Below are 25,110 nucleotides of genomic sequence, written 5' to 3' on the forward strand. Positions count from 1 at the left end.
ATGGCAGACGCAGTGGCAACTCAGGTGAAAATTGTTGAAGTCGGCCCTCGCGACGGCCTGCAGAATGAAACCGCAGTGCCAACCCAGGCCAAAATTGACTTGATTAACCAACTGGCTGCCGCCGGTCTGCGCTATATTGAAAGTGCCAGTTTTGTCAGCCCCAAATGGGTGCCGCAAATGGCCGATAGCGCCGACGTGATGCGCGGCATTGACCGTGTTGCCGGCGTTACCTACGCCGGGTTAACGCCGAACCTAAAAGGCTTCGATAATGCGGTCGCTGTGGCGACCGATGAAGTGGCGGTATTCGGTGCCGCCTCGGAAGCGTTCAGCCAAAAAAACATCAACTGCAGTATCGATGAGTCACTGGCCCGTTTTCAGCCGGTTATTGACGCCGCCCGCGAACGTGGCATTAAGGTGCGCGGCTATGTTTCCTGTGTGTTAGGCTGCCCCTATCAGGGCGATGTCCCACTCAGCGATGTGGTGCGGGTTGCCAAAACTCTGTTCGACATGGGTTGCTACGAGATTTCACTTGGCGACACCATTGGCGTAGGCACGCCATGGCAGGCGCGTGATATGCTTGCGGCGGTCGCCGAACAGGTGCCCATGCAGCATCTGGCACTGCACTTCCATAATACCTATGGCCAGGCGCTGGCAAACATCGCCGCCTGTCTTCCCCTCGGCGTCGCGACCATTGATACCGCCGTTGCCGGCCTTGGCGGCTGCCCGTATGCACAAGGTGCCAGCGGTAATCTGGCCACTGAAGACGCGGTGTATATGCTGCACGGCATGGGCATTGAAACCGGCATTGATTTACAAAAACTGATTGCCGCCGGTGCCACGATTTGCCAACATTTAAATCATGGCCCACGCTCTCAGGTTGCGCTGGCAGAACTGGCGAAACAAGGGAAATAACAATGACAACAGAACAACTTTGGCAACCGTCAGCCGATACCATTGCTGACGCGAACATGACGCATTTTCTACAGCAGGTAAACAGCGATCACGATCAGGCATTGGCCAATTATCATGATCTTTATCAGTGGTCACTGGATAACACTGAAACCTTTTGGTCGATGATCTGGGATTACTTCCATGTCATCGGCGACAAAGGCGACACCCTTGTTAAGGACAAGGATAAGTTGCCCGGCGCCCAGTGGTTTCCTGAGGCACGGCTTAATTTTGCCGAGAACCTGTTGCGTCATCGTGATGACAAAGTTGCGCTGGTGTTTCGGGGTGAGAACGGCGCTCGCCGACAGCTCAGTTACAGCGATCTTTATCTGCAGGTCTCGCGTTTTGCCGAAGCATTGAAACAACGCGGTGTCAGCAAAGGCGACCGGGTCGCGGCAATGATGCCGAATACCATCGAAACCATCGTCGCGATGCTGGCCACCGCCAGCCTTGGTGCCATCTGGTCCTCCTGTTCACCGGATTTTGGTGTGCAAGGCGTACTGGATCGCTTCGGTCAGGTTGAGCCGAAGGTGCTGCTCACCGTTGATGGTTACTTCTACAACGGCAAAAACCTCAACATTAAAGACAAAACAGCAGACATCCTGGCGCAATTACCGAGTGTGGAACAACTGGTGCTGGTCAATTTCAGTGATCAGTCCGATCGGCTTGACGACCCCAAAGTCATTGCCTACGAACGATTTATCGATAACGACGCCGGTGACGTGGATTTCGTCGTTAGCGAGTTTAATCACCCGCTTTACATCATGTTTTCTTCCGGCACCACCGGCGTGCCTAAATGCATCGTTCACGGCGCCGGCGGTACCTTACTGCAACATCTTAAAGAACATTGCCTGCATACCGACTTAGCTGCCGAAGACACGCTGTTTTACTTCACCACCTGTGGCTGGATGATGTGGAACTGGCTGGTCAGTGGTTTGGCGCACGGCGCCACCCTGGTGCTGTTTGACGGCTCACCGTTTGCGCCCCAGCCTGAATTTCTCTGGGACGTCGCCGATGAAGAGAACATCAGTGTGTTCGGTACCAGCGCCAAATATTTAGCGGCATTGGAAAAAGCGGGCGTGAAGCCCCGCGAATCGCATCAACTGGAGTCATTGCGTAGCATTTTGACCACGGGTTCGGTGCTACCGCCGGAAAGTTTTGATTATGTCTACCGCGATATTAAGAAAGATGTCTGTCTGTCCTCGATTTCCGGGGGGACTGACATCATTTCCTGTTTCGCCTTAGGCTGCCCTATTCTGCCGGTTTATCGCGGTGAGCTACAGTGTCGGGGGCTGGGGCTGGCAGTTAATGTCTACAACGAAGACGGGCAGCCGGTCAGCGGTGAAAAAGGTGAACTGGTTTGTGAAAACTCGTTCCCTTGTATGCCGGTCGGCTTTTGGAATGACGACGACGGCAAACGCTACTTTAACGCTTATTTTGCTCGTTTTAATAACACCTGGGCGCACGGCGACTTTGCCGAGCTGACCGAGCACGACGGAGTGATCATTTACGGCCGTTCCGATGCGGTGTTAAACCCCGGTGGGGTTCGTATTGGTACCGCAGAAATCTATCGTCAGGTTGAAAAAGTCGACGCCGTGCTGGAAAGCATTGCCGTTGGCCAACAATACGAAGACGACGAGCGCGTAGTTCTGTTTGTAAAACTGCGCGACGGCATCACCCTTGACGACGAACTGCGCCAACAGATTAAAAAAACCATCCGCGCTAATGCGACACCACGCCATGTTCCCGCTATTATTTTGCAAGTGCGTGACATACCGCGCACTATCAGTGGTAAGATTGTCGAATTAGCGGTTCGCAATGTCATTCACGGCGAGCCGGTTAAGAATACCGATGCTCTGGCCAACCCGGAGGCACTCGATGAATTTCGTGACCGCCCCGAGTTGTCATGAAGCGCTGTAGTAACTAGCCCAGAAAGGCCGTTATGACATTATTTCCAGGCGCAAAACAAGTTCTGCTGACAGCCTGTGCAGGCGTGATTCTGTCACTCGCTGCATTTGGCTATTTACGCCACGAAGAAAACCTGACCGCAAGGGAGGCGTTACAAACCGAGGCCTTTAATATTCAGCGCGAGATTCGCCAGAATATGACCGCCCATTTGTTCGCCACCGAGTTACTGGCTCGCGAATGGGAGCAGAGCCCGCAATCGATAGCACAGAGCTGGCAGCGCGACGCGGAATTGATCTCATTGTATTATCAAAGCGTGCACGGGTTAGTCTGGCTTAGCCCCGATTTAACCATTCAACGTTTTTACCCGCCCAGTCGGCAGCCCCAGTTACTGGGCACCAAATTCCGCGAGTCGGATCTGCTGACGACGTTACAGTCCTCCTCCGGTAACCGTCATGCAATGGTCGGCGAAGCCGGCAATCTGGGCCGCCTGAGCAGCGATGTGGCGATGTTCGCACGGCTGGAAAGCGATAATAAGCGTGGCTTCCTGGGGTTGATCATCAGCATGCAGGATCTGCTCAATAATGTCATTCGCGGCAACATTTCGGAAGGCTTCCAACTGTCCCTCAGTCACGACGACCAAACCCTCTATCAGTTTGCCGGTGACATCAGTCTGCAGCAAAGCTGGAGCGAACAGCGCGATCTGCAGTTACTGGGTAACAGCTGGCAACTGACCATCTGGCTGACTGCGGAAAAACTGGCGAAATTACGGGGTGGCGTGTCGGTAGCGATTTTACTGGCCGGGTTGTTGATTACCGCGATGCTGACGTTTGTGATTTTTATCCTCGCACAAAGCCGCTACAAAGCCCAGCAACTGGCCGATGCCAACATCGAACTTTATACCGAGATTGACGAGCGCGAGCGCATCGAAAAACAGATGGCGTATCTGGCCGAGCACGACTCGCTGACCAATCTGATTAACCGTAACGCGCTGATGCGGATACTCTCGGAACACCTACAGGATAACGAAAAAAGCGCCAATACCGCGATCCTCTTTATCGATTTGGATCGCTTTAAAGAAGTCAATGACGCGCTCGGCCACACCGTTGGTGACGAGCTACTGCGACGGGTGGCACGGCGTATCAGTAAGCTGGCGCCGAACAACAGCCGCCTGGCGCGCTCCGGTGGGGATGAGTTCCTGCTGGCGCTGATGCAACCGGATAATCGTCAACAGGTACTGGATCTGACCGCGCAGTTGCTGAAAGCGCTCGATTCGCATTTCTTTGTCGATGACTACGAATTGTTCATCAGTGCATCCATCGGCATCGCCTTTGCCGAGGACGCCGATTTTAATGCGGAATATTTAATCCGTAATGCCGACACCGCCCTTTATCAGGCGAAAGATAACGGCCGCAATACCTATCACTTATACAATAAGGCCGTACACCGTGATTTGGCGAAGAAACTCGAGCTGGTAAAACAACTCCGCTACGCGGTAGAAAATGAAGAATTGGTGGTCTATTACCAGCCCAAAGTGGAGCTGCTCAGCCACCGTATCGTCGGTATGGAAGCGCTGGTTCGCTGGATCCAGGAAGATGGCACCGTTGTCGGACCGGACAAATTCATCCCCATTGCCGAAGACACCGGGCTGATCATTCCACTGTCAGAATTCGTGCTTAAAGAAGCCTGTAAACAGTTGCATCATTGGCACAAGCTCGGTTTTGATGACCTTACCATGGCGATTAATATCTCCGGCAAACAGTTGCACTTGCCGCACTTAGTCGACGACATCATGAATACGGTTCATGCCGCGCAGGTGCCGGCCGATCGCATCGAGCTGGAGCTGACAGAACAGGTCTTTATCGAAAACATCCAATCGCATACGCACTTTATGCACGCGATACGCGAAAACGGCATCAGTCTGGCGATCGACGATTTTGGTGTCGGTTATTCGTCATTGTCCTACCTGAAAAACTTTCCGGTCACGTCGCTGAAAATTGATCGTTCGTTTATCAACGATTTACCGGATAACGAAGACGATGCCGTTATCGTCCAGACCATCATTAATTTAGCGAAAAACTTAAACATCCAACTGGTCGCTGAAGGTATTGAAACAGCGGATCAGGTGGATTTCTTAATGAGCCGGGAATGCGGCATTGGCCAGGGCTACCTGTTTAGCCGCCCTCTGTCGGCAGAAAACATTACCGAATTACTGGAAAATTATCACGGGCTGATCCCTATACAGATTGCCTAGTGAACGGGAGGTTATTGTGGAACGCGAAAGCATGGACTTTGATGTCGTGATTGTGGGCGCCGGCCCATCAGGCCTGGCGACAGCTTGCCGTCTTGGCCAGTTAGCGCAGGACAACGACCAGGAACTGATGATCTGCGTGGTTGAGAAAGGCGCCGATATCGGCGCGCACATCCTGTCTGGCGCGGTGTTCGAACCCCGCGCCATGAACGAGCTGTTTCCGGACTGGAAAGAAAAAGGAGCGCCGCTCAATACGCCGGTCACAGGCGATGAGATTTTATTGCTGAAAGATGAGCAAACCGCCTCTCAAATCCCTGGTTTTGCGGTTCCTAAAACCTTTCATAACCAAGGCAATTATATCGTCAGTATGGGCAATATCTGCCGCTGGCTGGCCGAGCAGGCCGAGCAGTTAGGTGTTGAAATCTTCCCTGGCTTTGCCGCCAGCGAGATCCTTTACAACGACGATGGCAGTGTTGCCGGTATTCAAACCGGTGATATGGGTGTGGCCGCCGACGGTTCAGAGAAAGACGGTTACATGCCGGGCATGGAACTGCGGGCAAAATACACCATTTTTGCCGAAGGCTGCCGTGGTCACTTGGGCAAACAACTGATTCAAAAATTTGAGCTGGATAAAGACTCGACACCACAACATTACGGTATTGGTTTTAAAGAAATTTGGGACGTTCCTGCGGACGTTCATGAAGCCGGTAAAGTTGTGCATACCGCCGGTTGGCCATTGGCTGACAACGGCTCTGGCGGCGGCTACCTGTACCACGCGGAAGATGGCCAGGTCTACGTCGGTTTAATCATCGATTTAAATTATAAAAACCCCTATTTAAATCCGTTCCAGGAATTTCAGCGCTTTAAAACTCACCCAGCCATTAAAGCGGTATTGGAAAAGGGTAAGCGCGTGAGCTATGGCGCACGAGCTATTGCTAAAGGCGGTTATTATTCCTTGCCGAAAATGACCTTCCCGGGCGGATTAATGGTTGGCTGTAATGCCGGAACCCTGAATTTCGCCAAAATTAAAGGCAACCACACGGCCATGAAATCGGGCATGATTGCCGCTGAAACCATTTTTGACGCGCTGCAAAATGACCAACAGCACACCGATTTAACCAACTATGCCAGTGCTTTCGAACAATCCTGGGCGTTTGATGAGTTGTATCGCTCGCGCAACTTCGGTGGCGCCATTCATAAGTTCGGTACCACCTTAGGTGGCGCTTATAATGTCCTCGACCAAAATATTTTCGGTGGTAAATTACCCTTTAAATTTAAAGAATGGACGCCCGATTACAAATGCACCGGTAAAGCGGCGAACTATTCACCCATTGATTATCCTAAACCGGATAACAAATTAACGTTTGATCGTTTGTCATCGGTATTTTTATCAAATACTAACCATGCGGAAGATCAACCCTGTCATTTGCAGTTGAAAGACGCCGATATTCCTCTTACGGTTAATTTAGCCGAATACGCTGAACCCGCACAGCGCTACTGCCCTGCCGGCGTTTACGAGGTTGTCGAAGAGGACGGCAAAGAGGTATTTAAAATTAATGCCCAAAACTGTATTCACTGTAAAACCTGTGACATCAAAGATCCGTCGCAGAATATCACCTGGGTTACCCCTGAAGGAGGCGGTGGCCCGACTTACCCTAATATGTAAAGAGCCACAAATGAAAAAGGCGAGTCCATCAGGACTCGCCTTTTTTGATCATTCTATTCATATTTTTACTATCCATTTGTAATATATATCGTATTTTTAAAGTTTCTGTAGAATGTCGCTTAGTTTTTGTAATATAAAATATGACGCTATATTTTAGCTACAATATAGATTGAACCTTCATTAAAGGAAAAACCATGAGCGACTTTATTAACATTATTAATCACGAACGCCGTTTAAATGCCGCACTTAAAGAATTAAGCATCAGTGAGTTAAAGGATATTCAGACCAAACTGGATAATGTTGTTAAGAAACGCGAACAAGAAGAAGCGGAATTGGAACAAGAGCGGCAAAAGAAAAAAGAAAAAATTGCTGAGTTAAAACGCACTATGCAAGAAGCCGGTATTGATATCTCGGATATTCTGGAAGAGGAAATCGGCGGCGAAGTATTAAAAAAGACAAAGCAGAAACGTGCACCAAAGCCACCGAAGTATGAATTTACTGACGAAAATGGTGAGCGTAAGACTTGGACGGGTCAAGGCCGGATGCCGAAAGCGTTACAAAAAGCCGTTGACAATGGTCGTCCATTGCAAGACTTTCTGATACGCTAATACGACCTTCCCTGGACAGGACTGATAGCGCTAAGCGATGAATAAGCGAATAACAACAATAAGCCTGTGTGGATTGTTCACGTTGCTCACCAGCGGCTGCGCCGAATTAACCTGGCAAAGTCCCTTTGACGTCGGTGGTGCAGCCGTTACAGGTCAGCATCCACAAGCACGGGTTAGCAACCCTGACGACATCGAGTTGCTGCAACCGTCACAACGAAGTGGTATTAAAGTGCTCAGTGTGGTCACCGGTGACAGTTGCCAAACGCGCATGGATCAACCCGCGGCATCCAATCAGCAGGCGTTACAGTTTTTACGAGAAGACGCTGCCCGCTTCGGCGCTCAGGCGATTATTGACCATCAGTGCTATCAGTTACCAAAAACAGCGGACTCGCAGTGTTATACGCAAGTCAGCTGTTTTGGCAAAGCGGTATTATTAACCGATTGATGCGCGGCTTACTTTAAGCCGCGTACTCGGAAACTGGCTTCACCGACTCCAACATCAGCACTGACCCGATAGCGTCCCTGACCGCGCGCGTCAGATTCAGAGCTGACAATGGCGCGGGTGGTACTGCTCTCGCCGTTGGCAAACCCCTTAATCGAAGTTTCACCAATACCGGCATCGGCACTGATGCGGGCAATATCATCACCATACAGGGTTAAATCCAGTTCCCCGACACCGAGGTCAAAGCGACTGTCCGTGGTGTAAATTTCACCATGAATTTCACCGACGCCCATATCCACTTCCAGACTCGCCACCTGTGGCAAGGTAATGCGCCAGTTAACCTGAACATCTTCGTTCGGCTCAATAGACAGGTTCAAGTCATCGCCGGAACGATCACTCACCAGTTCAACCGAGTAAATATCGCCACCGCCGTAAAAGAAGCCATCGTCGGTTTCTCTAATGGTTAACTCAACCAGTAACTGATCACTGTCGCCACGGACAAACTCAATTTCACCAACCGCATTATCAATAGACAGCTCGGTTACTGAACTGACACTGAACTGGTGCTCATGAGTGACTTCATCTTTGGCACAAGCGGCTGAACTCAATGTCACTAAGCCAACCAAACCAATTGCGATAGGCCATACTTTTTGCTTAAACATAGTCTGTATTCCTTTTGTTTTTTTTAATTAGTCGCTGTTACTCACAAAAAGGTTTGAGCAAAGCCCGTGCCATTTTTATTTATTCAATATAATCAATGCCTTATGGAAACATCTTTTTATTCTGCCATTACAGGATTAGCCATTTAGGTTAAAATATGGCGAATTTACTCACTTACTGTGCAGGTGATCCCTTGCAACCGATTGCGCTCATTCGTACGCCGTTCCCTGATAAATTCAGTATTCCCCGACAACCGGGCTTGGCACCGTCGGTGACGGCCCGCATTGAATTTACCGGTGACTTTGATCACCTTGCCAGCATCCAGGGTATCGAGCAGCACTCTCACCTATGGCTGCTGTTTGAATTCAATCAACACCGTGATCACGGCTGGCGTGAGCGAGTACGGCCACCGCGGCTGGGCGGCAACAAAAGCATCGGCGTGTTTGCCACCCGCTCGCCGTTCCGTCCCAATAACATTGGTTTATCTGTGGTGAAGTTGGTTGAGGTGGTGCGCGAGCCAGAGGTCGCCTTAGTGGTGGCCGGAGCCGACCTACTGGACCAGACACCGATCATGGACATCAAACCTTACGTTCCTTATGTCGACTGTCTACCCGACGCCCGCAGTGAATTCGCCCAGGCAAAACCAGCGCCGCTGTCAGTGCATTTTACCGACCAGGCTCGTCTACAACTGAGCGAGCATCAACAGTTACGCCCGGAACTTGGCGCCGTGTTGGTTGAAGTGCTCAGTCAGGATCCGCGCCCTGCCTATCATGCCAGCAAAAACCCCGATAAGCGTTATGCCAGCCGTTTATACGATCTTGATGTCCACTGGCATGTCCGTGATCAACAACTGTGGGTAACCGCCATCACAGGCGACCACGATTGAGCAGCAGGACAAACGACTGTTTTTTAAAAGTACTTTTGACATTGGGCAGACACTGTTAAACTTCGCCCTGATTTTTCGGGTTAATTAACATGAGATTGTGACATCATGCGCAGCAGCCAATATTTACTGTCGACTTTAAAGGAAACCCCGTCTGACGCAGAAATCGTCAGCCACCAACTGATGCTACGTGCGGGTATGATCCGCAAGGTGGCAGCCGGTTTGTATACCTGGACGCCCAGTGGTTTACGCGTGCTGCGTAAAGTAGAGAAAGTTGTGCGTGAAGAAATGGAAGCCATCAACGCATTGGAAATTTTGATGCCGATGGTACAGCCAGCCGACTTATGGCAGGAATCCGGTCGCTGGGACGATTATGGCCCGGAACTGTTGCGCCTTAAGGACCGTAACCAGCGTGACTTTCTGCTGGGCCCTACTCACGAAGAAATTATCAGTGAGCTGGTGCGTAAGGAAATCAGCAGTTACAAACAACTGCCGTTGACCTTATTCCAAATTCAAACCAAGTTCCGCGACGAAATTCGCCCGCGTTTCGGGGTCATGCGGGCGCGTGAATTTTTAATGAAAGACGCCTATTCCTTCCATCTGTCACAAGAATCCTTACAACAAGCTTATGACCAGATGTATCAGGCCTATTGCCGCATCTTTGAACGCTTAGGTCTGGATTATCGCCCAGTGATCGCCGATACCGGCTCCATTGGTGGCCACTCGTCACACGAATTCCATGTACTGGCCAGCTCCGGCGAAGACGCCATCGCGTTCTCCGACGGTTCGGATTATGCCGCTAACGTTGAAATGGCGGAAGCGCTGCCACCAACCGGCGAGCGTGCCAAAGCCAGCATGGAGATGCAACGCCACGAGGTCAAAGGGGACGATTTAGCGGCACTGCTGCAACCTTTGTCGGTAGAAACCCAACAGGCCGTAAAGTGCTATATTGCCGAAGCCAGTGACGACATCGACGCCGAGTATGTGCTGTTGGTGGTGCGAGCCGATCATGAACTGAACACCATCAAGGCCGAGAAACACCCGGCGGTTGCCAGTCCGTTGGTGTTGGTTGACAGCCACAAAGCCCACGGCATTCATCCGGCATTTCTGGGGCCGGTTAACTTTGACGGCGCGGTATTGGTCGATCACAGCGCCGCTCATTTGGCCGATTTTGCCTGTGGTAGCAGCGAAAACGGTGTCTGGTTGACCGGTGTTAACTGGGATCGTGATGCCAGCATCACCGCAACCGTGGATATCCGTAACGTGGTAGAAGGTGACCCAAGCCCTTGCGGTAACGGTCAGTTAAAAATTGCCCGTGGTATCGAAGTTGGTCACATCTTCCAGTTGGGTAAAAAATACAGTGACGCAATGAAAGTTGGCGTGCTGTCCGAAACCGGCAAGCACGAAACCCTGACCATGGGTTGTTACGGCATTGGCGTATCACGGATTGTTGCCGCCGCTATCGAGCAGCATCACGACGAACGAGGCATCAAATGGCCGAACAACCTGGCACCGTTCCAGGTGGTGTTGATCCCGATGAACATGCACAAGTCTGCACGGGTACAGGAAACGGCTGAAAAACTCTATCAAAGCCTGCTTGATGCCGGTGTTGATGTGCTGTTTGATGATCGCAAAGAACGCCCCGGCGTGATGTTTACCGACATGGAGTTAATTGGCATACCGCATCAGGTGGTCATTGGCGAGCGTAACCTCGATGACGGCATGGTCGAGTACCAGGCGCGTAAAGACGGTAACAAGATCAAGCTAAGCATTGACGACGTGGTAAGCCACCTGCAGCAGCAGTTGGCTTAATCGCCGGGCGCTGCTGTCGAGCTAAAAAAACGGAGCCATAATAGGCTCCGTTTTTTGTTGTTTGAACGTTGATTATCTAAGCAAGGGTTACCTAAACACGGGTTACCCAAACACTGACGAAAGTGCAGATTAACTTTCTTGGCCGGCCAACGGCTCAACGTAGTGCAAATGCATATCCCACGGAAAGTGAATCCAGGTATCCTGCTCCAAATCAGCAACGTAATCGTCAACCAGTTCCATGCCTGCCGGCTTAGCATAAACCGTAATAAACTTGGCTTTCGGCAGACGTTGACGCAAAAACTTAAGGGTATTACCGGTATCGACCAGATCGTCAACCACCAGGAAACCTTCACCGTCTTCCGTAGCGGTTACGTCTTTCAGCAGGTTCAAATCATCTCGTTGTTCGTTATGGTCGTATGAACTGACCGACACACAATCGACCGTCCGTAAATTCAGTTCACGGGCAATAATGGCTGCAGGCACCAAACCACCGCGGCTGACGGCGATAACGCCTTGATACTGCTCGGCTGGTAACTGACGACGTGCCAGTTCTTTCGTTGCGCGGTGCAGTTCTTCCCAGGAAACAAAGAATTCTTTATTCGAGTGCCATCCCATAATGTTTCTATCCTAACCAAATGAATTTAGCGATAAACAGTAAGCCCAGAATCACCACGCTGGGATTTAAATCCTGGTAGCGACCGGCCAACAATTTTACCACGACGTAACTGATAAACCCTAACGCGATGCCGTCGGCAATGGAGTACGTCAACGGCGTCATTAATAACACCACGGCCACCGGTGCGGCCTCGGTAATGTCCTCCCAGGCGACGTCCTTAAGCGTGAACAGCATCAATACGGCGACATAAATGATGGCACCGGCCGTCGCATACGGAGGAATCATGCCGGCCAGCGGTGCAAAAAACATCGCCAGCAAAAACAGCACCGCCACCGTTACCGCCGCTAGCCCGGTTTTGCCACCGGAAGCAACACCCGCCGCCGACTCAATGTAGCTGGTCGTGGTTGACGTGCCCATGATCGAGCCTGCCACCGTCGCCGTGCTGTCCGCCATCAACGCTTTTTCTAAGCGCGGCATCTCGCCCCCCGGCTTGGCGATGCCGGCGCGTTGAGCAACGGCCAATAAGGTACCAGAGGTGTCAAATAAGTCGACGAATAGAAAGGCAAAAATCACCGACAACATACCCAGATCAAACGCCGCTGCGATATCCATCTGCATAAAGGTCGGTGCCAGCGACGGAGGCATGGAAACCAGACCGTTGTAATCCACCAGCCCCAGCGTGACCGCAATCACCGAAATCAGCAAAATACTGATCAGTGCGGCGCCCTGCACTTGGCGCGCTACCAAGCCAATGATGAGGAAAAACCCGGCTGCGGCTAACAACACCGAGGTATCCCCTAAATCCCCCAGTGCCACCATGGTCGCGTCACTGGCGACAATGATGTTGGCATTTTTCAGGCCAATCAGCGCCAGGAATGCGCCAATGCCTGCAGCAATGGCCAACCGCAATGTGGTCGGGATGGATTTGATGATCCATTCACGGATACGAAACGCCGACAGCATGAAAAAGATGATGCCGGAGAAAAAGACCGCGCCTAACGCCGTTTGCCAGGTATAACCCATGCCAAACACCACGGTGTACGTAAAAAATGCGTTTAATCCCATGCCCGGCGCCAGCGCCACCGGATAATTTGCCCACAGCCCCATCACCAGACAGCCAATGGCGGCCGCCAGACAGGTCGCGACAAAGACCGCACCATAATCCATCCCGGTCTCGCTTAAAATCGAGGGGTTGACGAAAATGATGTAGGCCATGGTTAGAAAGGTGGTGATACCACCAATGATTTCTGATTTGACCGAACTGCCCTGTGCGTTAATTTTAAATAGACGCTCAAGCAATCCCGTCGAAGAAGAGGAAGTTTGCGCTTGCTTCATGAACGATTCCCGGAAAATGGCGTTGTCATAAGAAGCGGCGTATTCTATCCTATTCGGCCCAAAGTTTGAACGAAAGAGAGAGCTATGCCGACTGTTTATTTTATCGATGCTGATGGCAATCAGTTTGAAGCAGAAGCCGAAGCCGGCACCAACGTCATGGAAGTCGCTGTCGACAATTTTATTGATGGTATCGTCGGCGAGTGCGGTGGCGTGCTGTCCTGCGCCACCTGCCACTGTTATGTCGATGAAAAATGGCTCGACAAACTTGAGCCGGCGTCTGAGCAGGAAGAAGATATGCTCGATATGGCAATAGAACCAAAAGACAACAGCCGTCTAAGCTGCCAGATCGAGCTTACCGAAGCGTTGGACGGGCTGGTCGTGCACTTGCCAAAGTCACAGTTCTAAGCGACGCCCTGCAACCGCACTAAGACTTCATCATGATAACCGGTGATGACCGCAATCAGTCCCGACCATTCCTGGTCGAGCGTTTCATCACCGCTATCCAATAACAGTGGCCGCCCCTGTAGCGATTCCAGCTTACTTTTGGTTGCTACCAACCAGACGTTTTCACGCCCAATATGTCGCAGGATCCGAGGGCTGAGCTGTTGGTTACCACGACCCAGAACATGCCCCTGGCCACCGATGACGGTGATCACCAGTTTCACCTTACCGGGTTCGATGTTAGCCACTTGCTGATACAACTGTTGCTCAGTTAAGTCACTGCCAAGCAGTTGCTGATCATGCACCAAATCAACGCCGAGTAACGTGTTCTCAAGCCCCATTTCTTCCATCACCGCGGCCACGGTTGAGCCTGAACCCATCACTAAGTACTCGTCATCGACGCGCTCGATCACTTCGGCGGCGATATCGGCGAGCACCAGCTCATCGCTTTCAATACCGCCCATTTTTACCGCCTGCACGTATTCCAGTTCGGCCGGTATCAGCATATCGCCATAGCGTCTGGCCTTTACCGTGCCCTGCCGAAACAGTGCTTCGTCAATGTCCATCACATCGGCGCGCTTAAGGCTTGAGAGCTCGCCGCGAACAATACGTTCAACCACTCGCCCGGCCGCTTTAGGGCTGACCGCATAAACGCCCGAATGAATTTTCACCCCCGCGGGAATGCCAAGCACCAACTGTTCGTCGTCGATCACTTCGTAGACATCCCGCGCGGTGCCATCGCCACCGGCAAACAACAGCAGGTCAACGCCCTCCGCCTGGATCGCAGCCACCGCTTGTTGGGTGTCTTGTGCGCTGGTTTCAGTATCCGCCGGAGTAAATACCGTACGATATGAAAAACCCAACTGGCGCAGTACATCGGCGCCCATAGCGCCACTGCAAGTGACAAATTCGAGCGCCTCCTGCTGTGGCTGCAATAGCGTCAACGCCTGCGTCACACGCTGCTGTGCCTTCGGCGTTGCGCCAAGTTTCAGTGCCTGTTCGCGGGTGGCTTTACCGTCGCTGCCCTTAAGAGCGACGGAGCCGCCAACACCCGCAAAGGGATTGATGATTAAACCGACAACTAAACGGCTTGTGCTCATTACTCGTTATTTTCCTCAGCTTCTTCCTGAATGGCTTCACCGGCGGCTTCAAGATCCTCGCCGGCCCCCTCAATGGTTGCACAGCCGGCTACACTCAGCGCTAACAACAACATCATGGTTCGACGTAACATCGCATCACTCCTTCAGTTTTGATTAACGGTCGGTAACCGCGTTAGCTCGGTTAACGACGGCCACGGGTTACCGTAGTAACGACACAAGGCCTGCGCAAATTGTTGAGCGCGTGTCGGTATATGACTACGGTAATAGGTGATTAATTGATCTTTTACCGCGGCCGTGAACGCGGCACGGTCAACCTCGATACCACTGAGGTTGTCGACACTCACCTGAAACGGGACTCCGGCACACAATGAGAATAGCCATTCCAGTGCCTGCGGCTTTCGCTCCACACGTTCAAACTGCCGCTGCTGTTGTTCGTTGCGGCCATCCGGTTCATACCAGTAACCGTAATCGAAAATATGCCGGCGTACTTTGCCGGCGATGCACCAATGGCTGATTTCATGCAATGCCGACGCATAAAAGCCATGCGCGAACACCACCCGATGATAGCGCTGCTGCTGACCGGCAGGACAATAATAAGGCTCGTCGTCACCGGCCACCAGTATGGTTTTCTCGGTGTCCTTAAAGCAGCGGTTAAAGACCTCAATCAACTGCTGATAATGATGCGGTTGCTGCATATCAGATAACAGGAGTATCCACGCTGACATCGGCATTCTGAGCGCGATGCCTTAACCAATGATCAACCAGAACCAAAGCCGTCATAGCCTCCACGATCGGTACCGCGCGGATACCCACACAGGGATCGTGCCGGCCTTTGGTGATGATCGCCTGCGGCTGGCCAAAACGATCGATGGTTTTACCGGACACACTGATGCTGGATGTCGGTTTAAAGGCGACGTCCGCGGTCAGTGTCTGTCCGGTACTGATACCACCAAGCACACCCCCGGCATGGTTGGAGCAAAAACCCTCAGGGGTCATCTCATCACGATGTTCACTGCCACGCTGAGCGACCACCGCAAAACCGTCACCGATGGCAACCGCTTTGGCCGCGTTGATGCTCATCAGCGCTTTGGCCAAATCCGCATCCAGCCGATCGAATACCGGTTCACCCCAGCCCGGTGGTAGTCCGGTCGCCTGCAGGTGTATTTTTGCGCCAATCGAGTCGCCTTCTTTGCGCAACCTGCGTATCAGTTGCTCAAAGTCACTGACAACCGTCGCATCGGGACAAAAGAAATCATTGTCGTTGACCGTCGTCCAGTCCAGCTGCTGTGCCTTTATATCGCCCATCTGCGTTAGCCCGGCACGGATTTCGATACCCTGCTGAGCCAACAATTTAGCGGCAATCGCACCGGCTGCCACACGCATTGCGGTCTCGCGCGCGGACGAACGACCGCCGCCACGATAGTCACGAAAACCGTATTTATGCTGGTAGGTATAGTCGGCGTGCCCTGGTCGAAAAGCGTCTTTTATCTGCGAGTAATCCTGGCTGCGCTGATCGGTATTGCGGATCAGCAGGCCAATCGGCGTTCCGGTGGTTTTACCCTCGAATACGCCAGAGAGAATTTCCACCTGATCCGGCTCACGCCGTGCCGTCGTGTAACGGTTATTGCCGGGCCGGCGCCGATCCAGCGCTTGCTGAATATCAGCCTCGCACAGCGCCAGCCCCGGTGGACAGCCATCAACCACGGCACCGAGCGCCGCTCCATGACTTTCACCAAAGGTGCTGACGCGAAATAATTCGCCAAAGCTGCTACCCGCCATAACGACTCCGATGCGCTTCCAGTTGTTGTTTTGACAGCACAAAGACGCCGTCGCCGCCGCGTTCAAACTCAACCCAGACAAACGGCGTTTCCGGATACTTTTCGTTTAACGCCGGCATCGAGTTTCCGACTTCACAAAAGAATAAGCCGTGCTCGGTCAGGTGATCGGCGGCCTGCAACAGCATTTTATCAACCAGCTCCAGACCATCATCGCCGGCCGCCAGACCCAGTTCTGGTTCGTGGTGGTACTCATCCGGCAGATCAGCCATATCATCGGCGTCCACGTACGGCGGATTGCTGACGATAAGGTCATAGCGCTCGCCCTGGATGCCATCAAACACATCCGATGCCAATGGGATGACTTGTTGTTCAAGGCCATGTTCTGCAATATTTTGCTCTGCCACCAACAGCGCATCGGTGGACACATCAGTGGCATCCACCTGTGCTTCCGGGAACGCATACGCACAGGCGATGGCAATGCAGCCACTGCCGGTACAGAGATCAAGAATCCGTTGCGGCTGGTGTTGCAACCAGGGTTGGAAGCCCTGTTCAATCAGCTCGGCCATCGGTGAACGCGGCACCAGCACCCGTTCATCGACATAAAACGGTAAGCCGGCAAACCATGCCTGATGAATGAGATAAGCGGCGGGTTTACGCAATTCGATGCGCTGCTTTAACAACTCCAGATAGGCAGACTTTTCGTCACGGGTTAAGCGACAATGGCGCGCATCGAGCAACTCGTCAGGCGTTAGCTGAGTAACATGACCAAGCAACACACGAGCTTCTTCTACTGCGTTGGCATTGCCATGGCCAAAATAAAGTTGTTGCGCGATCATTTGGCTGACGCTCCAGCGTAACAGATCGTCGATGCTGTGCAGGTCTTGCAGGGCATGGTCTAATATCGTTGGGTTCAACGGCGTCTCCGGTTAACAGATTATCTGAGTTTCTATGTTAGACTGATAGAGTAACCGAAAAAGGCATCAGAATCATCCATCATGAGTTCGTTTAAAAAAGCATTAACAGCATCTACGCCCAAGCTGGACGAGGACGACAGCGATTTGTTCAGGGCTGCGGTTAAAGGTACCCGGACACTGACCAATGACACCGTCGAGCCGTTACCGGCGCGACAAAAAGTGCGCCAGAAGCAACGTCGTCAGCAGCAATTTCCGGAAGCCGAAGTCAGTCGCGCCAGCAGCGATTTCTTTTCCGATCAGTTTCAGGGCTACGTGGCCGAAGGTACCGTGAAATACGTCGTCGAGGGCGAATCACATTATCTGCTGAAACAGTTGCGGCGCGGTGATTTTGCACCGGAAATGTTACTCGACTTGCATGGTTTAACGTTGGCAGCCGCAAAGCAGGAATTGGCGGCTATGTTTAAGGCCTGCGAAAAACAGCTGATTGAATGTTGCTCAATCATGCACGGCCATGGCAGCGGGAAATTGAAACAACAAATACCGCACTGGCTGATCCAGTATCCGGGGCTGCGTGCATTTCATCAGGCACCCAAAGAATGGGGTGGCGACGCCGCCATTCTGGTGTTAATCCAGCGGCGCGACTAACGTCCGTTTAGCCGGCGCAGCGCTCGGCCGCCATCAACTGTTCAAAGTGACCGCGTTGGGTGACCGGATCAAACTCCATCACGGCAATCGCGGCAGTGGGGAAGATCGGCGGTTGCTTGGCGCGATCAATTTCGTGAACCAGATAACTGACCAACGGCATATGTGAGACCACCAGCACCTGTTGGTAATCGTGCGTTTCAATTTCAGCAGCCAACGCGGCCAACGCCTGTTTTGGGTTAGTATCCGGTATCAGTTCATACAAGTCTTGTCGCTGACGACAGTTTACCCGCCCCATGGCCACCGTTGCCGTCTGCTGAGCGCGAATATAAGGACTGATTAAACAGGCATCCAGTTGCCCGGCCTGTTCGGCCAACCACTGTGCCGTGGTCGCAACTTCCCGCTCACCCTCAGGTGTTAAGCGACGTTCTTCATCGGCTTGTGCGGACAACGGCAATACCGCATGACCGTGACGCATGATGTACAAACGCATGGCTACTCCTTACTTCGTTGGCGACGCTGAGTATCAGGCCGACCACCGGTCACTTTATCGGCACGGCCTTCTTCTTTTGCACGCTCAGCCCGGCGTTTACGAACCGCTTTGGGGTCGGCGATCAAGGGCCGGTAAATCTCGATACGATCACCGTCTCTGGGGGTCGCATCGAGTTTCGCGGCTTTGTTCCAGATGCCGACTTTCTGCTGACTCAGATCGATTTCCGCAAAATGCTCAACAATCCCCGATTGCTCGATGCATTGTTGTACCGTGGTGCCTTCAGGCACCTGCACCGTCAGAATCAATTGTTTTTCCGGTGTTGCATAAGCCACTTCTATCGTCAGCATGTTCATGATTATCCGTACACCTGTTTGGCTCGCTCAGCAAAGGCATCGACCATACGCGCGGTTACTTCACCAAAAATTTTACCAAACGCCATTCCCAGCAAGCGGCTGGAGAATTCAAAATCCAGCTCAAACTGAATTTTACAAGCGTCTTCTGCTAACGGCACAAAACGCCAGCCACCACCGAGTTGCTTAAACGGCCCATCAACCAACTGCATTTCAATCCGCTCCGGCGGACGCAGTTGATTGCGCGTGGTAAAACTTTTGCGAATACCGGCTTTACTGATGTCCAGGCTGGCCACTTTATAATCGTCGCCCTGCTCAAGTACTCGTGCACCGACACAACCGGGCACAAATTGTGGGTACGCATCAATGTCATTAACTAAGTCAAACATCTGTTGTGCACTGTATGAAACCAGCGCACTTTTTTCGATTCTGGGCATGATCTTCCTACTGCCAAATTCGGTTTGCGCAATAATAACGCAATCTGCCAGCCTTTCTAGTCCTGAAAGCAATTTTCTTTTACTGAATCATGGGTATAATAGCGCTCATGAGCAAAAAGAAACCACAACAATCAAGCAGCACCATTGCGCTTAATAAAAAAGCGCGGCACGAGTATTTCCTTGAGGAAAAATTCGAGGCGGGTATCAGTTTGCAGGGATGGGAAGTTAAAAGCATTCGTGCAGGCAAGGCCAACATCAGGGACAGTTACGTCATTATTAAAGATGGCGAAGCGTACCTACTTGGCGCTGAAATTCAGCCACTGAATCAAGCCTCAAGTCACGTTTACTGTGAACCGGACCGCAGCCGCAAATTATTATTGAAGCGTAAAGAGCTGGATAAACTGATCGGAGCCGCCGAGCGTGAAGGCTACTCTATTGTAGCCACGGCGATGTATTGGCGTGGCCCTTGGGTCAAGGTCGAATGCTGGCTGGCTAAAGGTAAGAAGTCTCACGACAAACGAGACACCATTAAAGAGCGTGACTGGCAGCGGCAGAAGTCGCGCATCATGAAACACTCCGTTCGTTAAGCTAATCTGCCGTTACGATGGGCGCCTGCAATTCGCCATACCAGTGCCCGTCGACGACGGTTCCTGCCACCTTTGCCAGCAGCCGTTGCTGCCATTGAGGTTGCGCTAGCGGCAAACGGTAGACCACCCGCTCGGCACTGTACTCTGTTATCTCAAACGGCCAGATGATCGCGCTGCTGTGCTGTGTCGCGCTGAGTTCCGCCGCCGTTGGCATCCGCCCCAGTCGACGTTGTTCAGCAACAATCAGGTGATTTCGGTTGATGATGGCATTGGCAACCACGTCGACATACACGGCCTGAGTTCTGACACGGAGCAGCAGCGCGCTGGATACAGCACTGCTCAGCAATAATCCAAACAGTGCCAGACTCAGCATGATCATGCCGCGCACACGTCGACCGTCAGGGCAGCGCAACACGTTGCAGTTTTAGCAATTGATCCAACAATACCGCATCGCCAGCACTCAACTCACCCAGTTCGGCGCGCGCCTGCATCAATGTCGCCGTGGTTTGCCGCAAACGGACCAACGCCAGGTTATGCCAACTGAGGCGATCATTAGCATCATAGCGCAACGCCTGCTGATACGCCTGTTCGGCAGCCGCCAGCCGCTGTTGCCGAAACTGAATATTACCAAGCAAGCGCCAACTTTGTGGTGTATCCAACTGACGCAAATGCAAACGGTTCAATTGCTGCTCGGCGGTCAATAAATCACCTTGTAAATACCACTGCTTAGCCTGTTCATAAACCTGTTGCTGCTCCTGCGTCTCGGCCACGGTCGACTGGCAGCCCTGCGCCAGCAATAGCGATGGCAATAGCAAAATAATTCGGATCAGTAGCTTCAAATTGAGCATGTTCTGGCACTCCTTGCCGGTTAAAAATAAGTTGCTGACCAAGCCAGTGTTGCAGCGGCCAGGGACTGAACGAAGCCAGCTCAAGAACACTGTCACAGCCTTTAAAATAACGTACCTGCCCAGGGCAGACGTGACGCTCAACCTGACGAATACGCTGTTCCTGATCCAGTCCCAGCACGTCGATCGGCGCTTTCATGCCAAAGGTATGAATACTGCGGCAGCGCGGAAACCAAAAAGCCTGATACGCGGCCGGTTCGGGAACCTTAATCAACCCCCACAAACGTTCACCAAAGCCACTCATTTTGCGCCCCATTGGCCAAATAACCGGATAATCTGTCATTACAGTCCACCTTCGCTAAGCTGCAATACAATGGGACCCAAAATGACCAGAAAATTAACCGGGAAGAAGCAGGTCATCAGCGGAAAAAGTAACTTTACCGGCGCTTCCTGCGCCCGTTTCTCGGCCTCATTCAGCAATTGCTGGCGCATTTGTAACGAGTGAAAACGCAACGTCGTGACCAGACTACTGCCCTGCTGATGGCCCTGAATTAACAGTCCGGTCCATTCATTTAACAACGGTAGCCGGTAGCGTCCGGCGAGACGATGTAACGCCTCGGCAAACGGAACCCCCTGCCGCAGTTGTTGATTGACTCGAGCAATTTCAGCGGCCAGCCGCCCTCCTTCACAAGCACTGGCAACCCTCGCCATCGCCGGTATCAGCGGAATACCGGCAGCAATCATCATCGCCAACATATCGCAAAAATCCGGCAGCTCTTTAACCACCGCGCGTTGTTTTACTTTAAACCGGTTCTGGTTTTTACTGATTTGCAGTAACGGTAACAGGCTGACGGCCATCAACAGCAGAGGTTCGCCGTAATGGGCACTGAGCACCGCCATCAGCATTAGCAGCGCAGACCAGCCAATAATCACTCGATGGATGTACGGATTTTTCTGTTCACTGTCGAACCATTGCTGCAGCCGTCGACTTAATCGCGCCGGCAGGCGTTGCCAAAGATACTGACTGCACTGGTCCAGGCGTTCCGGTAGCCGCACCCAGCGCCACAGCCGCCACAATAAATAGAACATCAAAACCATACAGATAAAGGTCATGGGAAACAGCAATAACAGCATTAAAAGTCATCCGTATTGAGAATTTTCTTCATCATCCAACCACCAATGCACATTAATACCGCCGCAGCCACTAACATCAACTGCCCCACCACTGTATCGGTGAGCATAGCGATGTGGTCGGGTTTCATACTGCGCAGTAACAAAAACAACGCAACCGGCATCAGCACCAATATCCGCGCCTGCATTTTAGCCTGCGACGACAAGGTCGCCTGGCGTTCCCGAATGTGTTCCTGCTGTTGTAGGTTATCGGCCAGCCGCATCAATAAATCCGACTGCTGGCCGCCACTGCGAAACCCCAATATCAATGACTGCACGACCATTTTTACCGAGAATATGGGGACCCGTTGTTGCCAGCCCAGCAGCGCTTGTTCCAAGTCCTGGCCCAGCTTTACCTGACGCAGTACTTCATTGATTTCTTGTCCCAGTGGCGCCGCGATTTCACCTTTCAGGCCGTTAATGGCATTCGCCATACTGATACCGCTGCGTAATTGATTACTGAGCGTGACCAGCATCGGTGCCAGTTGTTTTTGCAAAGCCCGGTAGCGGCGCTTTAATAGCCATTTGTAGCCCATCGGCGGCGCCACCAAGACAACCCCGAAACACACCAACGCGCTGAACCAGTCGCCGACCAGCCAACCTAATAACGGTGACATCACACACAGCGAAAGATACAGGCGCACCAGTATTTTTACCGGCAGGAACAGGAAAAATTCCTGTAGTGAACGCTGTGCGTTGCTTTCCAACGCGCCTTCTAAGGTTTTTAAGCGCTGTCGGTTAAACTGAAGCAACAGTGAACACCAAAAGACCGTGCTCAATAACAGACAAAACGCCACCAATACTTGCATCAGCATGTCAGTTCACCAGACAGTCCATTAATTGCGCCTGAACCTGATCATCCTGCTGCTGCGCGAACTGACACAGGGTCTGACAACTTTCTAACTGCCCGGACTGGCGGGTTCGCTCAAACAAACTGGCCACCTGTAACGTATCACCGTCAAGTCCGGTCACTTCGTTAATGCTCATCACCACCCGTCGGCCATTCGACAAGCGGGCTATCTGTACAATAATATCCACCGCACTGGCTACCTGCTGCCGAATGGCGATAACGGGTAACTCTATGCCACCCATCAACACCATCACTTCCAGCCGCCGCAGGGCATCTCGCGCGGTATTGGCGTGGACGGTACTCAATGATCCGGCGTGCCCGGTATTCATCGCCTGCAACATATCCAATGCTTCCGCACCGCGACACTCACCCACCACCAACCGATCCGGGCGCATCCGCAGCGCGTTGATGACCAATTCACGAATGCCCACCGCTCCTTGTCCTTCCTGGTTTTTCGGACGCGCCTCCAGACTGATTAAATTTTCGTGACCCAATTGCAACTCGGCCGCATCTTCGATGGTGATTACCCGTTCGCCCGCCGGAATGTTACTGGATAACGTGTTGAGTAACGTCGTTTTACCGGTTCCGGTACCACCGGAAACAATGATGTTTTGCCGACATTGCACCGCCAGTATCAAAAATTTTGCCGCCGCTGCAGACAGTGATCCGGATGCAATCAGATCATCCAGCGTCAGCGGTTTGGCCGCAAATTTACGAATCGTAAGACAGCTTCCTTTCAGCGCCAACGGCGGTATCACGGCATTGACCCGGGAACCATCTTTGAGTCGCGCATCAACCATCGGCGAGGCATCATCAACATGTCGCCCCAGTGGCAGTACAATCCTGTCAATGGCGCGTCGCAGTGCCTGTTCAGAGCTGAATTGGATCGGTGCTTGTTGTAGCCTGCCGGACTGCTCAATAAAAATTTGATCAAACCGATTTACCATAATTTCTGACACCGATTCATCGCCTAACAGCGGTTCCAACGGCCCTAAGCCAATTGCCTCATCCACCACCTCTCTGATTAAATGATGATGCTGTTCACTCGCCGCTGCCTGGGCACTGAGGTAACGTGTCGCGTGGTCTCGCAAGTCCTCATCACTGAGTTCGTCCATCAATGCATCCCGTTGATCCAAATGCTGACGCAGTTGTTGCTGCAATTGTTGCTTCAGCTCATTCATCGTTCACCTCCTGTAAACCGACACACCCCGCCTGTTCAAGCCAGTGTTGTTGTTGCTGCTGTCGTTGCCATTGCTGTTGGTGGCGTTGTTCTGCCGCATCCAGCCGCTCGGTCGTCACCATGATCACGAGTTCGGTCTGTTGCTGCCGCTGTTCCTGCGCCTGAAAGAGTTTGCCCAGTAACGGCACGTCATTGAGCCCCGGTATTGCCGACTCATTCAAGCTGTGTTCATGGCTCAGTAATCCAGACAGCACTAACGTGGTTCCCTCCGCGGCCAGAAACACAGAGTCGGTACGGCGGGTCAGAATGCCGGGAACACCGTTAACGGAAACCGCCGGATCCAAATTACTGACTTCGGCACTCAACACGGTTTTAATTTTATCGGTCGCGGTCACTTCCGGCGCGATATTCAACTTGATGCCGTACTCACGAAATTCGACGTCCTGCATACCTTGCGCCACCACCTGCGGGATCGGAATTTCGCCGCCGGCCAGAAAGGCAGCACTTTCTCCGCTTTGTGCCGAAAGTGTGGGGCTGGCCAACAGCTTTGCGTGGCCCTGCTGCTGCAATAGATTCAGCGTCGATTCCATTTGCGCTGACCAGGCAAACATCCCCTTGATCGCTGTCGCCGCTGTTGGACCGCTGGTTGCACTTTGCCATTCAATACCTAACTGGCGTAATTGTTGGCGTTTTATTTCGAGAATTTTTACGCTCAATCGCAACATCGGCGGATCGGTCAGCGTCACCTCGGTCTGTACCAACAACTGTTGATACTGGCTCGCCAGTACACTGAGCTTTTCCTCACTCACGGCGGATACCATGCCATCGGCAATGACGAAATTACGGTGTCGGGTGATGCGCAAGTCCGGCTCAACCTGCTGCAACGCCGATAGTTCGAGCTCAAGCCTTTCATCCAGCGGCCGCTCAATGGTTACCCGCAGTCGTTGGGGCGTATCGTTGATCAACCAAACATCGGTGTAGCCCGGCGCGAGTCCTTTCATCAGCAGCTGCGTCGGAGTTACCAATCGCACCGCCAATTTGGACTCGTCGCCAACCATTACCTGAGTATTGTCCGGCAGGGTTACTGTTTCAGAACCATTCACCAGCAGCGTGATCGTCGATTTGTCGGCGGCCAACGCGGGGGTAGCCGACAGCACGAGCAGAATGAGAACAAACAACTTCAGTTGCAGACGCATA

General features: G+C 52.3%; 29 protein-coding genes. 11 read left to right on the top strand and 18 right to left on the bottom strand.

The genetic code is table 11. From position 1 onward, the window contains the following. The 6 genes from CWE23_RS01530 to rcsF all read left to right on the top strand — a co-directional run bounded on the left by CWE23_RS01530 (nt 1) and on the right by rcsF (nt 7,823). Nucleotides 1–912, top strand: coding sequence for a hydroxymethylglutaryl-CoA lyase (locus tag CWE23_RS01530; RefSeq protein WP_126819197.1), 912 nt, complete (start codon nt 1–3; stop codon nt 910–912). A gap of 2 nt (nt 913–914) precedes the next feature. Beyond that, nucleotides 915–2,858, top strand: a complete 1,944-nt coding sequence (locus tag CWE23_RS01535; RefSeq protein WP_126819198.1) for an acetoacetate--CoA ligase — start codon at nt 915–917, stop codon at nt 2,856–2,858. Nucleotides 2,859–2,890: 32 nt separating this feature from the next. Beyond that, nucleotides 2,891–5,107: a putative bifunctional diguanylate cyclase/phosphodiesterase gene (locus tag CWE23_RS01540; protein WP_126819199.1), complete on the top strand. Its 2,217-nt coding sequence runs from the start codon at nt 2,891–2,893 to the stop codon at nt 5,105–5,107. Nucleotides 5,108–5,123: 16 nt separating this feature from the next. Continuing rightward, a complete protein-coding gene (locus CWE23_RS01545; protein WP_126819200.1) occupies nt 5,124–6,770 on the top strand; it encodes an electron transfer flavoprotein-ubiquinone oxidoreductase in 1,647 nt (548 codons plus the stop codon). A 194-nt stretch (nt 6,771–6,964) separates the two neighbouring features. Then, nucleotides 6,965–7,378 carry an H-NS histone family protein gene (locus tag CWE23_RS01550; RefSeq protein ID WP_126819201.1) on the top strand — a complete coding sequence of 138 codons (414 nt, stop codon included), beginning with the start codon at nt 6,965–6,967 and terminating at the stop codon, nt 7,376–7,378. A gap of 37 nt (nt 7,379–7,415) precedes the next feature. Further along, a complete protein-coding gene (gene rcsF / locus CWE23_RS01555) occupies nt 7,416–7,823 on the top strand; it encodes an Rcs stress response system protein RcsF (protein WP_126819202.1) in 408 nt (135 codons plus the stop codon). 8 nt (nt 7,824–7,831) lie between these two features. Here the strand turns inward: rcsF and CWE23_RS01560 are convergent, their stop codons facing one another. After that, complete coding sequence (locus CWE23_RS01560) at nt 7,832–8,482, bottom strand: hypothetical protein (RefSeq protein ID WP_105306102.1); 651 nt, start codon at nt 8,480–8,482, stop codon at nt 7,832–7,834. Between the two features lie 155 nt (nt 8,483–8,637). Between CWE23_RS01560 and tsaA the strand changes: the two genes are divergently transcribed. After that, on the top strand, nt 8,638–9,366 hold the full coding sequence (tsaA, locus tag CWE23_RS01565; RefSeq protein WP_126819203.1) for a tRNA (N6-threonylcarbamoyladenosine(37)-N6)-methyltransferase TrmO: 729 nt from the start codon (nt 8,638–8,640) through the stop codon (nt 9,364–9,366). A 105-nt stretch (nt 9,367–9,471) separates the two neighbouring features. After that, nucleotides 9,472–11,175: a proline--tRNA ligase gene (locus CWE23_RS01570; protein WP_126819204.1), complete on the top strand. Its 1,704-nt coding sequence runs from the start codon at nt 9,472–9,474 to the stop codon at nt 11,173–11,175. Nucleotides 11,176–11,304: 129 nt separating this feature from the next. Here the strand turns inward: CWE23_RS01570 and gpt are convergent, their stop codons facing one another. Together gpt and CWE23_RS01580 are read right to left on the bottom strand one after the other, a co-directional pair. Next, on the bottom strand, nt 11,305–11,790 hold the full coding sequence (gene gpt / locus CWE23_RS01575; RefSeq protein WP_105306099.1) for a xanthine phosphoribosyltransferase: 486 nt from the start codon (nt 11,788–11,790) through the stop codon (nt 11,305–11,307). A gap of 7 nt (nt 11,791–11,797) precedes the next feature. Beyond that, nucleotides 11,798–13,090 (bottom strand): NCS2 family permease, encoded by a 1,293-nt coding sequence (locus CWE23_RS01580; protein ID WP_275046264.1) that lies wholly within the window; start codon nt 13,088–13,090, stop codon nt 11,798–11,800. Nucleotides 13,091–13,210: 120 nt separating this feature from the next. On the opposite strand from CWE23_RS01580, the gene CWE23_RS01585 reads away from it, so the two are divergent. Then, nucleotides 13,211–13,531, top strand: a complete 321-nt coding sequence (locus tag CWE23_RS01585) for a 2Fe-2S iron-sulfur cluster-binding protein (protein WP_105306097.1) — start codon at nt 13,211–13,213, stop codon at nt 13,529–13,531. Here the strand turns inward: CWE23_RS01585 and CWE23_RS01590 are convergent. From CWE23_RS01590 to prmB, 5 genes are read right to left on the bottom strand one after another with little or no spacing between them, the layout of a single operon-like run. Further along, on the bottom strand, nt 13,528–14,667 hold the full coding sequence (locus CWE23_RS01590; protein ID WP_105306096.1) for an ATP-NAD kinase family protein: 1,140 nt from the start codon (nt 14,665–14,667) through the stop codon (nt 13,528–13,530). The two genes, CWE23_RS01585 and CWE23_RS01590, sit on opposite strands and share 4 nt — an antisense overlap. Continuing rightward, nucleotides 14,667–14,798: an entericidin A/B family lipoprotein gene (locus CWE23_RS01595; protein ID WP_105306095.1), complete on the bottom strand. Its 132-nt coding sequence runs from the start codon at nt 14,796–14,798 to the stop codon at nt 14,667–14,669. Before CWE23_RS01595 ends, CWE23_RS01590 begins: the two co-directional genes overlap by 1 nt. Nucleotides 14,799–14,810: 12 nt before the next feature. After that, on the bottom strand, nt 14,811–15,392 hold the full coding sequence (locus CWE23_RS01600) for an elongation factor P hydroxylase (RefSeq protein ID WP_275046262.1): 582 nt from the start codon (nt 15,390–15,392) through the stop codon (nt 14,811–14,813). Further along, nucleotides 15,364–16,446, bottom strand: a complete 1,083-nt coding sequence (gene aroC / locus CWE23_RS01605; RefSeq protein ID WP_105306093.1) for a chorismate synthase — start codon at nt 16,444–16,446, stop codon at nt 15,364–15,366. Before aroC ends, CWE23_RS01600 begins: the two co-directional genes overlap by 29 nt. After that, a complete protein-coding gene (gene prmB, locus CWE23_RS01610) occupies nt 16,436–17,359 on the bottom strand; it encodes a 50S ribosomal protein L3 N(5)-glutamine methyltransferase (protein ID WP_105306092.1) in 924 nt (307 codons plus the stop codon). The genes aroC and prmB overlap by 11 nt, the downstream gene beginning before the upstream one ends. 81 nt (nt 17,360–17,440) lie before the next feature. Between prmB and smrB the strand changes: the two genes are divergently transcribed. Further along, nucleotides 17,441–18,004, top strand: coding sequence for an endonuclease SmrB (smrB, locus tag CWE23_RS01615; protein ID WP_126819206.1), 564 nt, complete (start codon nt 17,441–17,443; stop codon nt 18,002–18,004). 7 nt (nt 18,005–18,011) lie between these two features. Here the strand turns inward: smrB and sixA are convergent, their stop codons facing one another. The 3 genes from sixA to CWE23_RS01630 are packed head-to-tail and all read right to left on the bottom strand — an operon-like array spanning nt 18,012 to nt 19,281. Further along, the gene (gene sixA, locus CWE23_RS01620; protein ID WP_126819207.1) at nt 18,012–18,494 is read right to left on the bottom strand and encodes a phosphohistidine phosphatase SixA; all 483 of its coding nucleotides are present in this window, start codon (nt 18,492–18,494) and stop codon (nt 18,012–18,014) included. A gap of 2 nt (nt 18,495–18,496) precedes the next feature. Beyond that, nucleotides 18,497–18,847, bottom strand: coding sequence for an RnfH family protein (locus CWE23_RS01625; RefSeq protein ID WP_187346280.1), 351 nt, complete (start codon nt 18,845–18,847; stop codon nt 18,497–18,499). 2 nt (nt 18,848–18,849) lie between these two features. Further along, on the bottom strand, nt 18,850–19,281 hold the full coding sequence (locus tag CWE23_RS01630; RefSeq protein ID WP_105306088.1) for a type II toxin-antitoxin system RatA family toxin: 432 nt from the start codon (nt 19,279–19,281) through the stop codon (nt 18,850–18,852). Between the two features lie 107 nt (nt 19,282–19,388). Here CWE23_RS01630 and smpB point away from each other — a divergent pair, with 107 nt between their 5' ends. Beyond that, complete coding sequence (smpB, locus tag CWE23_RS01635) at nt 19,389–19,868, top strand: SsrA-binding protein SmpB (protein ID WP_105306087.1); 480 nt, start codon at nt 19,389–19,391, stop codon at nt 19,866–19,868. Between the two features lies 1 nt (nt 19,869). On the opposite strand, the gene CWE23_RS01640 is transcribed toward smpB, so the two are convergent. Genes CWE23_RS01640 through CWE23_RS01670 form a run of 7 tightly spaced genes read right to left on the bottom strand, consistent with a single transcriptional unit; the run spans nt 19,870 to nt 25,109 of the window. Next, nucleotides 19,870–20,247: a hypothetical protein gene (locus CWE23_RS01640; RefSeq protein ID WP_126819208.1), complete on the bottom strand. Its 378-nt coding sequence runs from the start codon at nt 20,245–20,247 to the stop codon at nt 19,870–19,872. A gap of 19 nt (nt 20,248–20,266) precedes the next feature. Next, nucleotides 20,267–20,638, bottom strand: a complete 372-nt coding sequence (locus CWE23_RS01645) for a hypothetical protein (protein ID WP_105306085.1) — start codon at nt 20,636–20,638, stop codon at nt 20,267–20,269. Beyond that, nucleotides 20,604–21,056: a DUF192 domain-containing protein gene (locus CWE23_RS01650; protein ID WP_105306084.1), complete on the bottom strand. Its 453-nt coding sequence runs from the start codon at nt 21,054–21,056 to the stop codon at nt 20,604–20,606. Before CWE23_RS01650 ends, CWE23_RS01645 begins: the two co-directional genes overlap by 35 nt. Next, nucleotides 21,056–21,847, bottom strand: a complete 792-nt coding sequence (locus CWE23_RS01655) for a type II secretion system F family protein (RefSeq protein ID WP_126819210.1) — start codon at nt 21,845–21,847, stop codon at nt 21,056–21,058. The genes CWE23_RS01650 and CWE23_RS01655 overlap by 1 nt, the downstream gene beginning before the upstream one ends. Further along, complete coding sequence (locus CWE23_RS01660) at nt 21,847–22,698, bottom strand: type II secretion system F family protein (protein ID WP_126819211.1); 852 nt, start codon at nt 22,696–22,698, stop codon at nt 21,847–21,849. The genes CWE23_RS01655 and CWE23_RS01660 overlap by 1 nt, the downstream gene beginning before the upstream one ends. A 1-nt stretch (nt 22,699) precedes the next feature. After that, on the bottom strand, nt 22,700–23,914 hold the full coding sequence (locus CWE23_RS01665; protein WP_105306081.1) for a TadA family conjugal transfer-associated ATPase: 1,215 nt from the start codon (nt 23,912–23,914) through the stop codon (nt 22,700–22,702). Further along, nucleotides 23,907–25,109, bottom strand: coding sequence for a type II and III secretion system protein family protein (locus tag CWE23_RS01670; RefSeq protein ID WP_105306080.1), 1,203 nt, complete (start codon nt 25,107–25,109; stop codon nt 23,907–23,909). The genes CWE23_RS01665 and CWE23_RS01670 overlap by 8 nt, the downstream gene beginning before the upstream one ends. Nucleotide 25,110 lies beyond the last annotated feature (1 nt).

It is taken from the genome of Idiomarina aquatica (genome assembly GCF_003987185.1).
In the GTDB taxonomy this organism is placed as follows: domain Bacteria; phylum Pseudomonadota; class Gammaproteobacteria; order Enterobacterales; family Alteromonadaceae; genus Idiomarina; species Idiomarina aquatica.

Excerpts from the sequence above, each read along its gene's own strand:
- CWE23_RS01665 (WP_105306081.1), bottom strand. The coding sequence starts at position 23,914 with ATGAATGAGCTGAAGCAACAATTGCAGCAACAACTGCGTCAGCATTTG.
- smrB (WP_126819206.1), top strand. The coding sequence starts at position 17,441 with ATGAGTTCGTTTAAAAAAGCATTAACAGCATCTACGCCCAAGCTGGAC.
- CWE23_RS01535 (WP_126819198.1), top strand. The coding sequence starts at position 915 with ATGACAACAGAACAACTTTGGCAACCGTCAGCCGATACCATTGCTGAC.
- smpB (WP_105306087.1), top strand. The coding sequence starts at position 19,389 with ATGAGCAAAAAGAAACCACAACAATCAAGCAGCACCATTGCGCTTAAT.
- CWE23_RS01590 (WP_105306096.1), bottom strand. The coding sequence starts at position 14,667 with ATGAGCACAAGCCGTTTAGTTGTCGGTTTAATCATCAATCCCTTTGCG.
- CWE23_RS01630 (WP_105306088.1), bottom strand. The coding sequence starts at position 19,281 with ATGCCCAGAATCGAAAAAAGTGCGCTGGTTTCATACAGTGCACAACAG.
- aroC (WP_105306093.1), bottom strand. The coding sequence starts at position 16,446 with ATGGCGGGTAGCAGCTTTGGCGAATTATTTCGCGTCAGCACCTTTGGT.
- CWE23_RS01655 (WP_126819210.1), bottom strand. The coding sequence starts at position 21,847 with ATGCTGTTATTGCTGTTTCCCATGACCTTTATCTGTATGGTTTTGATG.
- CWE23_RS01650 (WP_105306084.1), bottom strand. The coding sequence starts at position 21,056 with ATGACAGATTATCCGGTTATTTGGCCAATGGGGCGCAAAATGAGTGGC.
- CWE23_RS01550 (WP_126819201.1), top strand. The coding sequence starts at position 6,965 with ATGAGCGACTTTATTAACATTATTAATCACGAACGCCGTTTAAATGCC.
- CWE23_RS01595 (WP_105306095.1), bottom strand. The coding sequence starts at position 14,798 with ATGTTACGTCGAACCATGATGTTGTTGTTAGCGCTGAGTGTAGCCGGC.
- CWE23_RS01625 (WP_187346280.1), bottom strand. The coding sequence starts at position 18,847 with ATGAACATGCTGACGATAGAAGTGGCTTATGCAACACCGGAAAAACAA.
- rcsF (WP_126819202.1), top strand. The coding sequence starts at position 7,416 with ATGAATAAGCGAATAACAACAATAAGCCTGTGTGGATTGTTCACGTTG.
- CWE23_RS01570 (WP_126819204.1), top strand. The coding sequence starts at position 9,472 with ATGCGCAGCAGCCAATATTTACTGTCGACTTTAAAGGAAACCCCGTCT.
- CWE23_RS01670 (WP_105306080.1), bottom strand. The coding sequence starts at position 25,109 with ATGCGTCTGCAACTGAAGTTGTTTGTTCTCATTCTGCTCGTGCTGTCG.
- CWE23_RS01530 (WP_126819197.1), top strand. The coding sequence starts at position 1 with ATGGCAGACGCAGTGGCAACTCAGGTGAAAATTGTTGAAGTCGGCCCT.
- CWE23_RS01600 (WP_275046262.1), bottom strand. The coding sequence starts at position 15,392 with ATGTCAGCGTGGATACTCCTGTTATCTGATATGCAGCAACCGCATCAT.
- sixA (WP_126819207.1), bottom strand. The coding sequence starts at position 18,494 with ATGCGTTTGTACATCATGCGTCACGGTCATGCGGTATTGCCGTTGTCC.
- CWE23_RS01540 (WP_126819199.1), top strand. The coding sequence starts at position 2,891 with ATGACATTATTTCCAGGCGCAAAACAAGTTCTGCTGACAGCCTGTGCA.
- CWE23_RS01660 (WP_126819211.1), bottom strand. The coding sequence starts at position 22,698 with ATGCTGATGCAAGTATTGGTGGCGTTTTGTCTGTTATTGAGCACGGTC.
- gpt (WP_105306099.1), bottom strand. The coding sequence starts at position 11,790 with ATGGGATGGCACTCGAATAAAGAATTCTTTGTTTCCTGGGAAGAACTG.
- tsaA (WP_126819203.1), top strand. The coding sequence starts at position 8,638 with ATGGCGAATTTACTCACTTACTGTGCAGGTGATCCCTTGCAACCGATT.
- CWE23_RS01585 (WP_105306097.1), top strand. The coding sequence starts at position 13,211 with ATGCCGACTGTTTATTTTATCGATGCTGATGGCAATCAGTTTGAAGCA.
- CWE23_RS01640 (WP_126819208.1), bottom strand. The coding sequence starts at position 20,247 with ATGATCATGCTGAGTCTGGCACTGTTTGGATTATTGCTGAGCAGTGCT.
- CWE23_RS01560 (WP_105306102.1), bottom strand. The coding sequence starts at position 8,482 with ATGTTTAAGCAAAAAGTATGGCCTATCGCAATTGGTTTGGTTGGCTTA.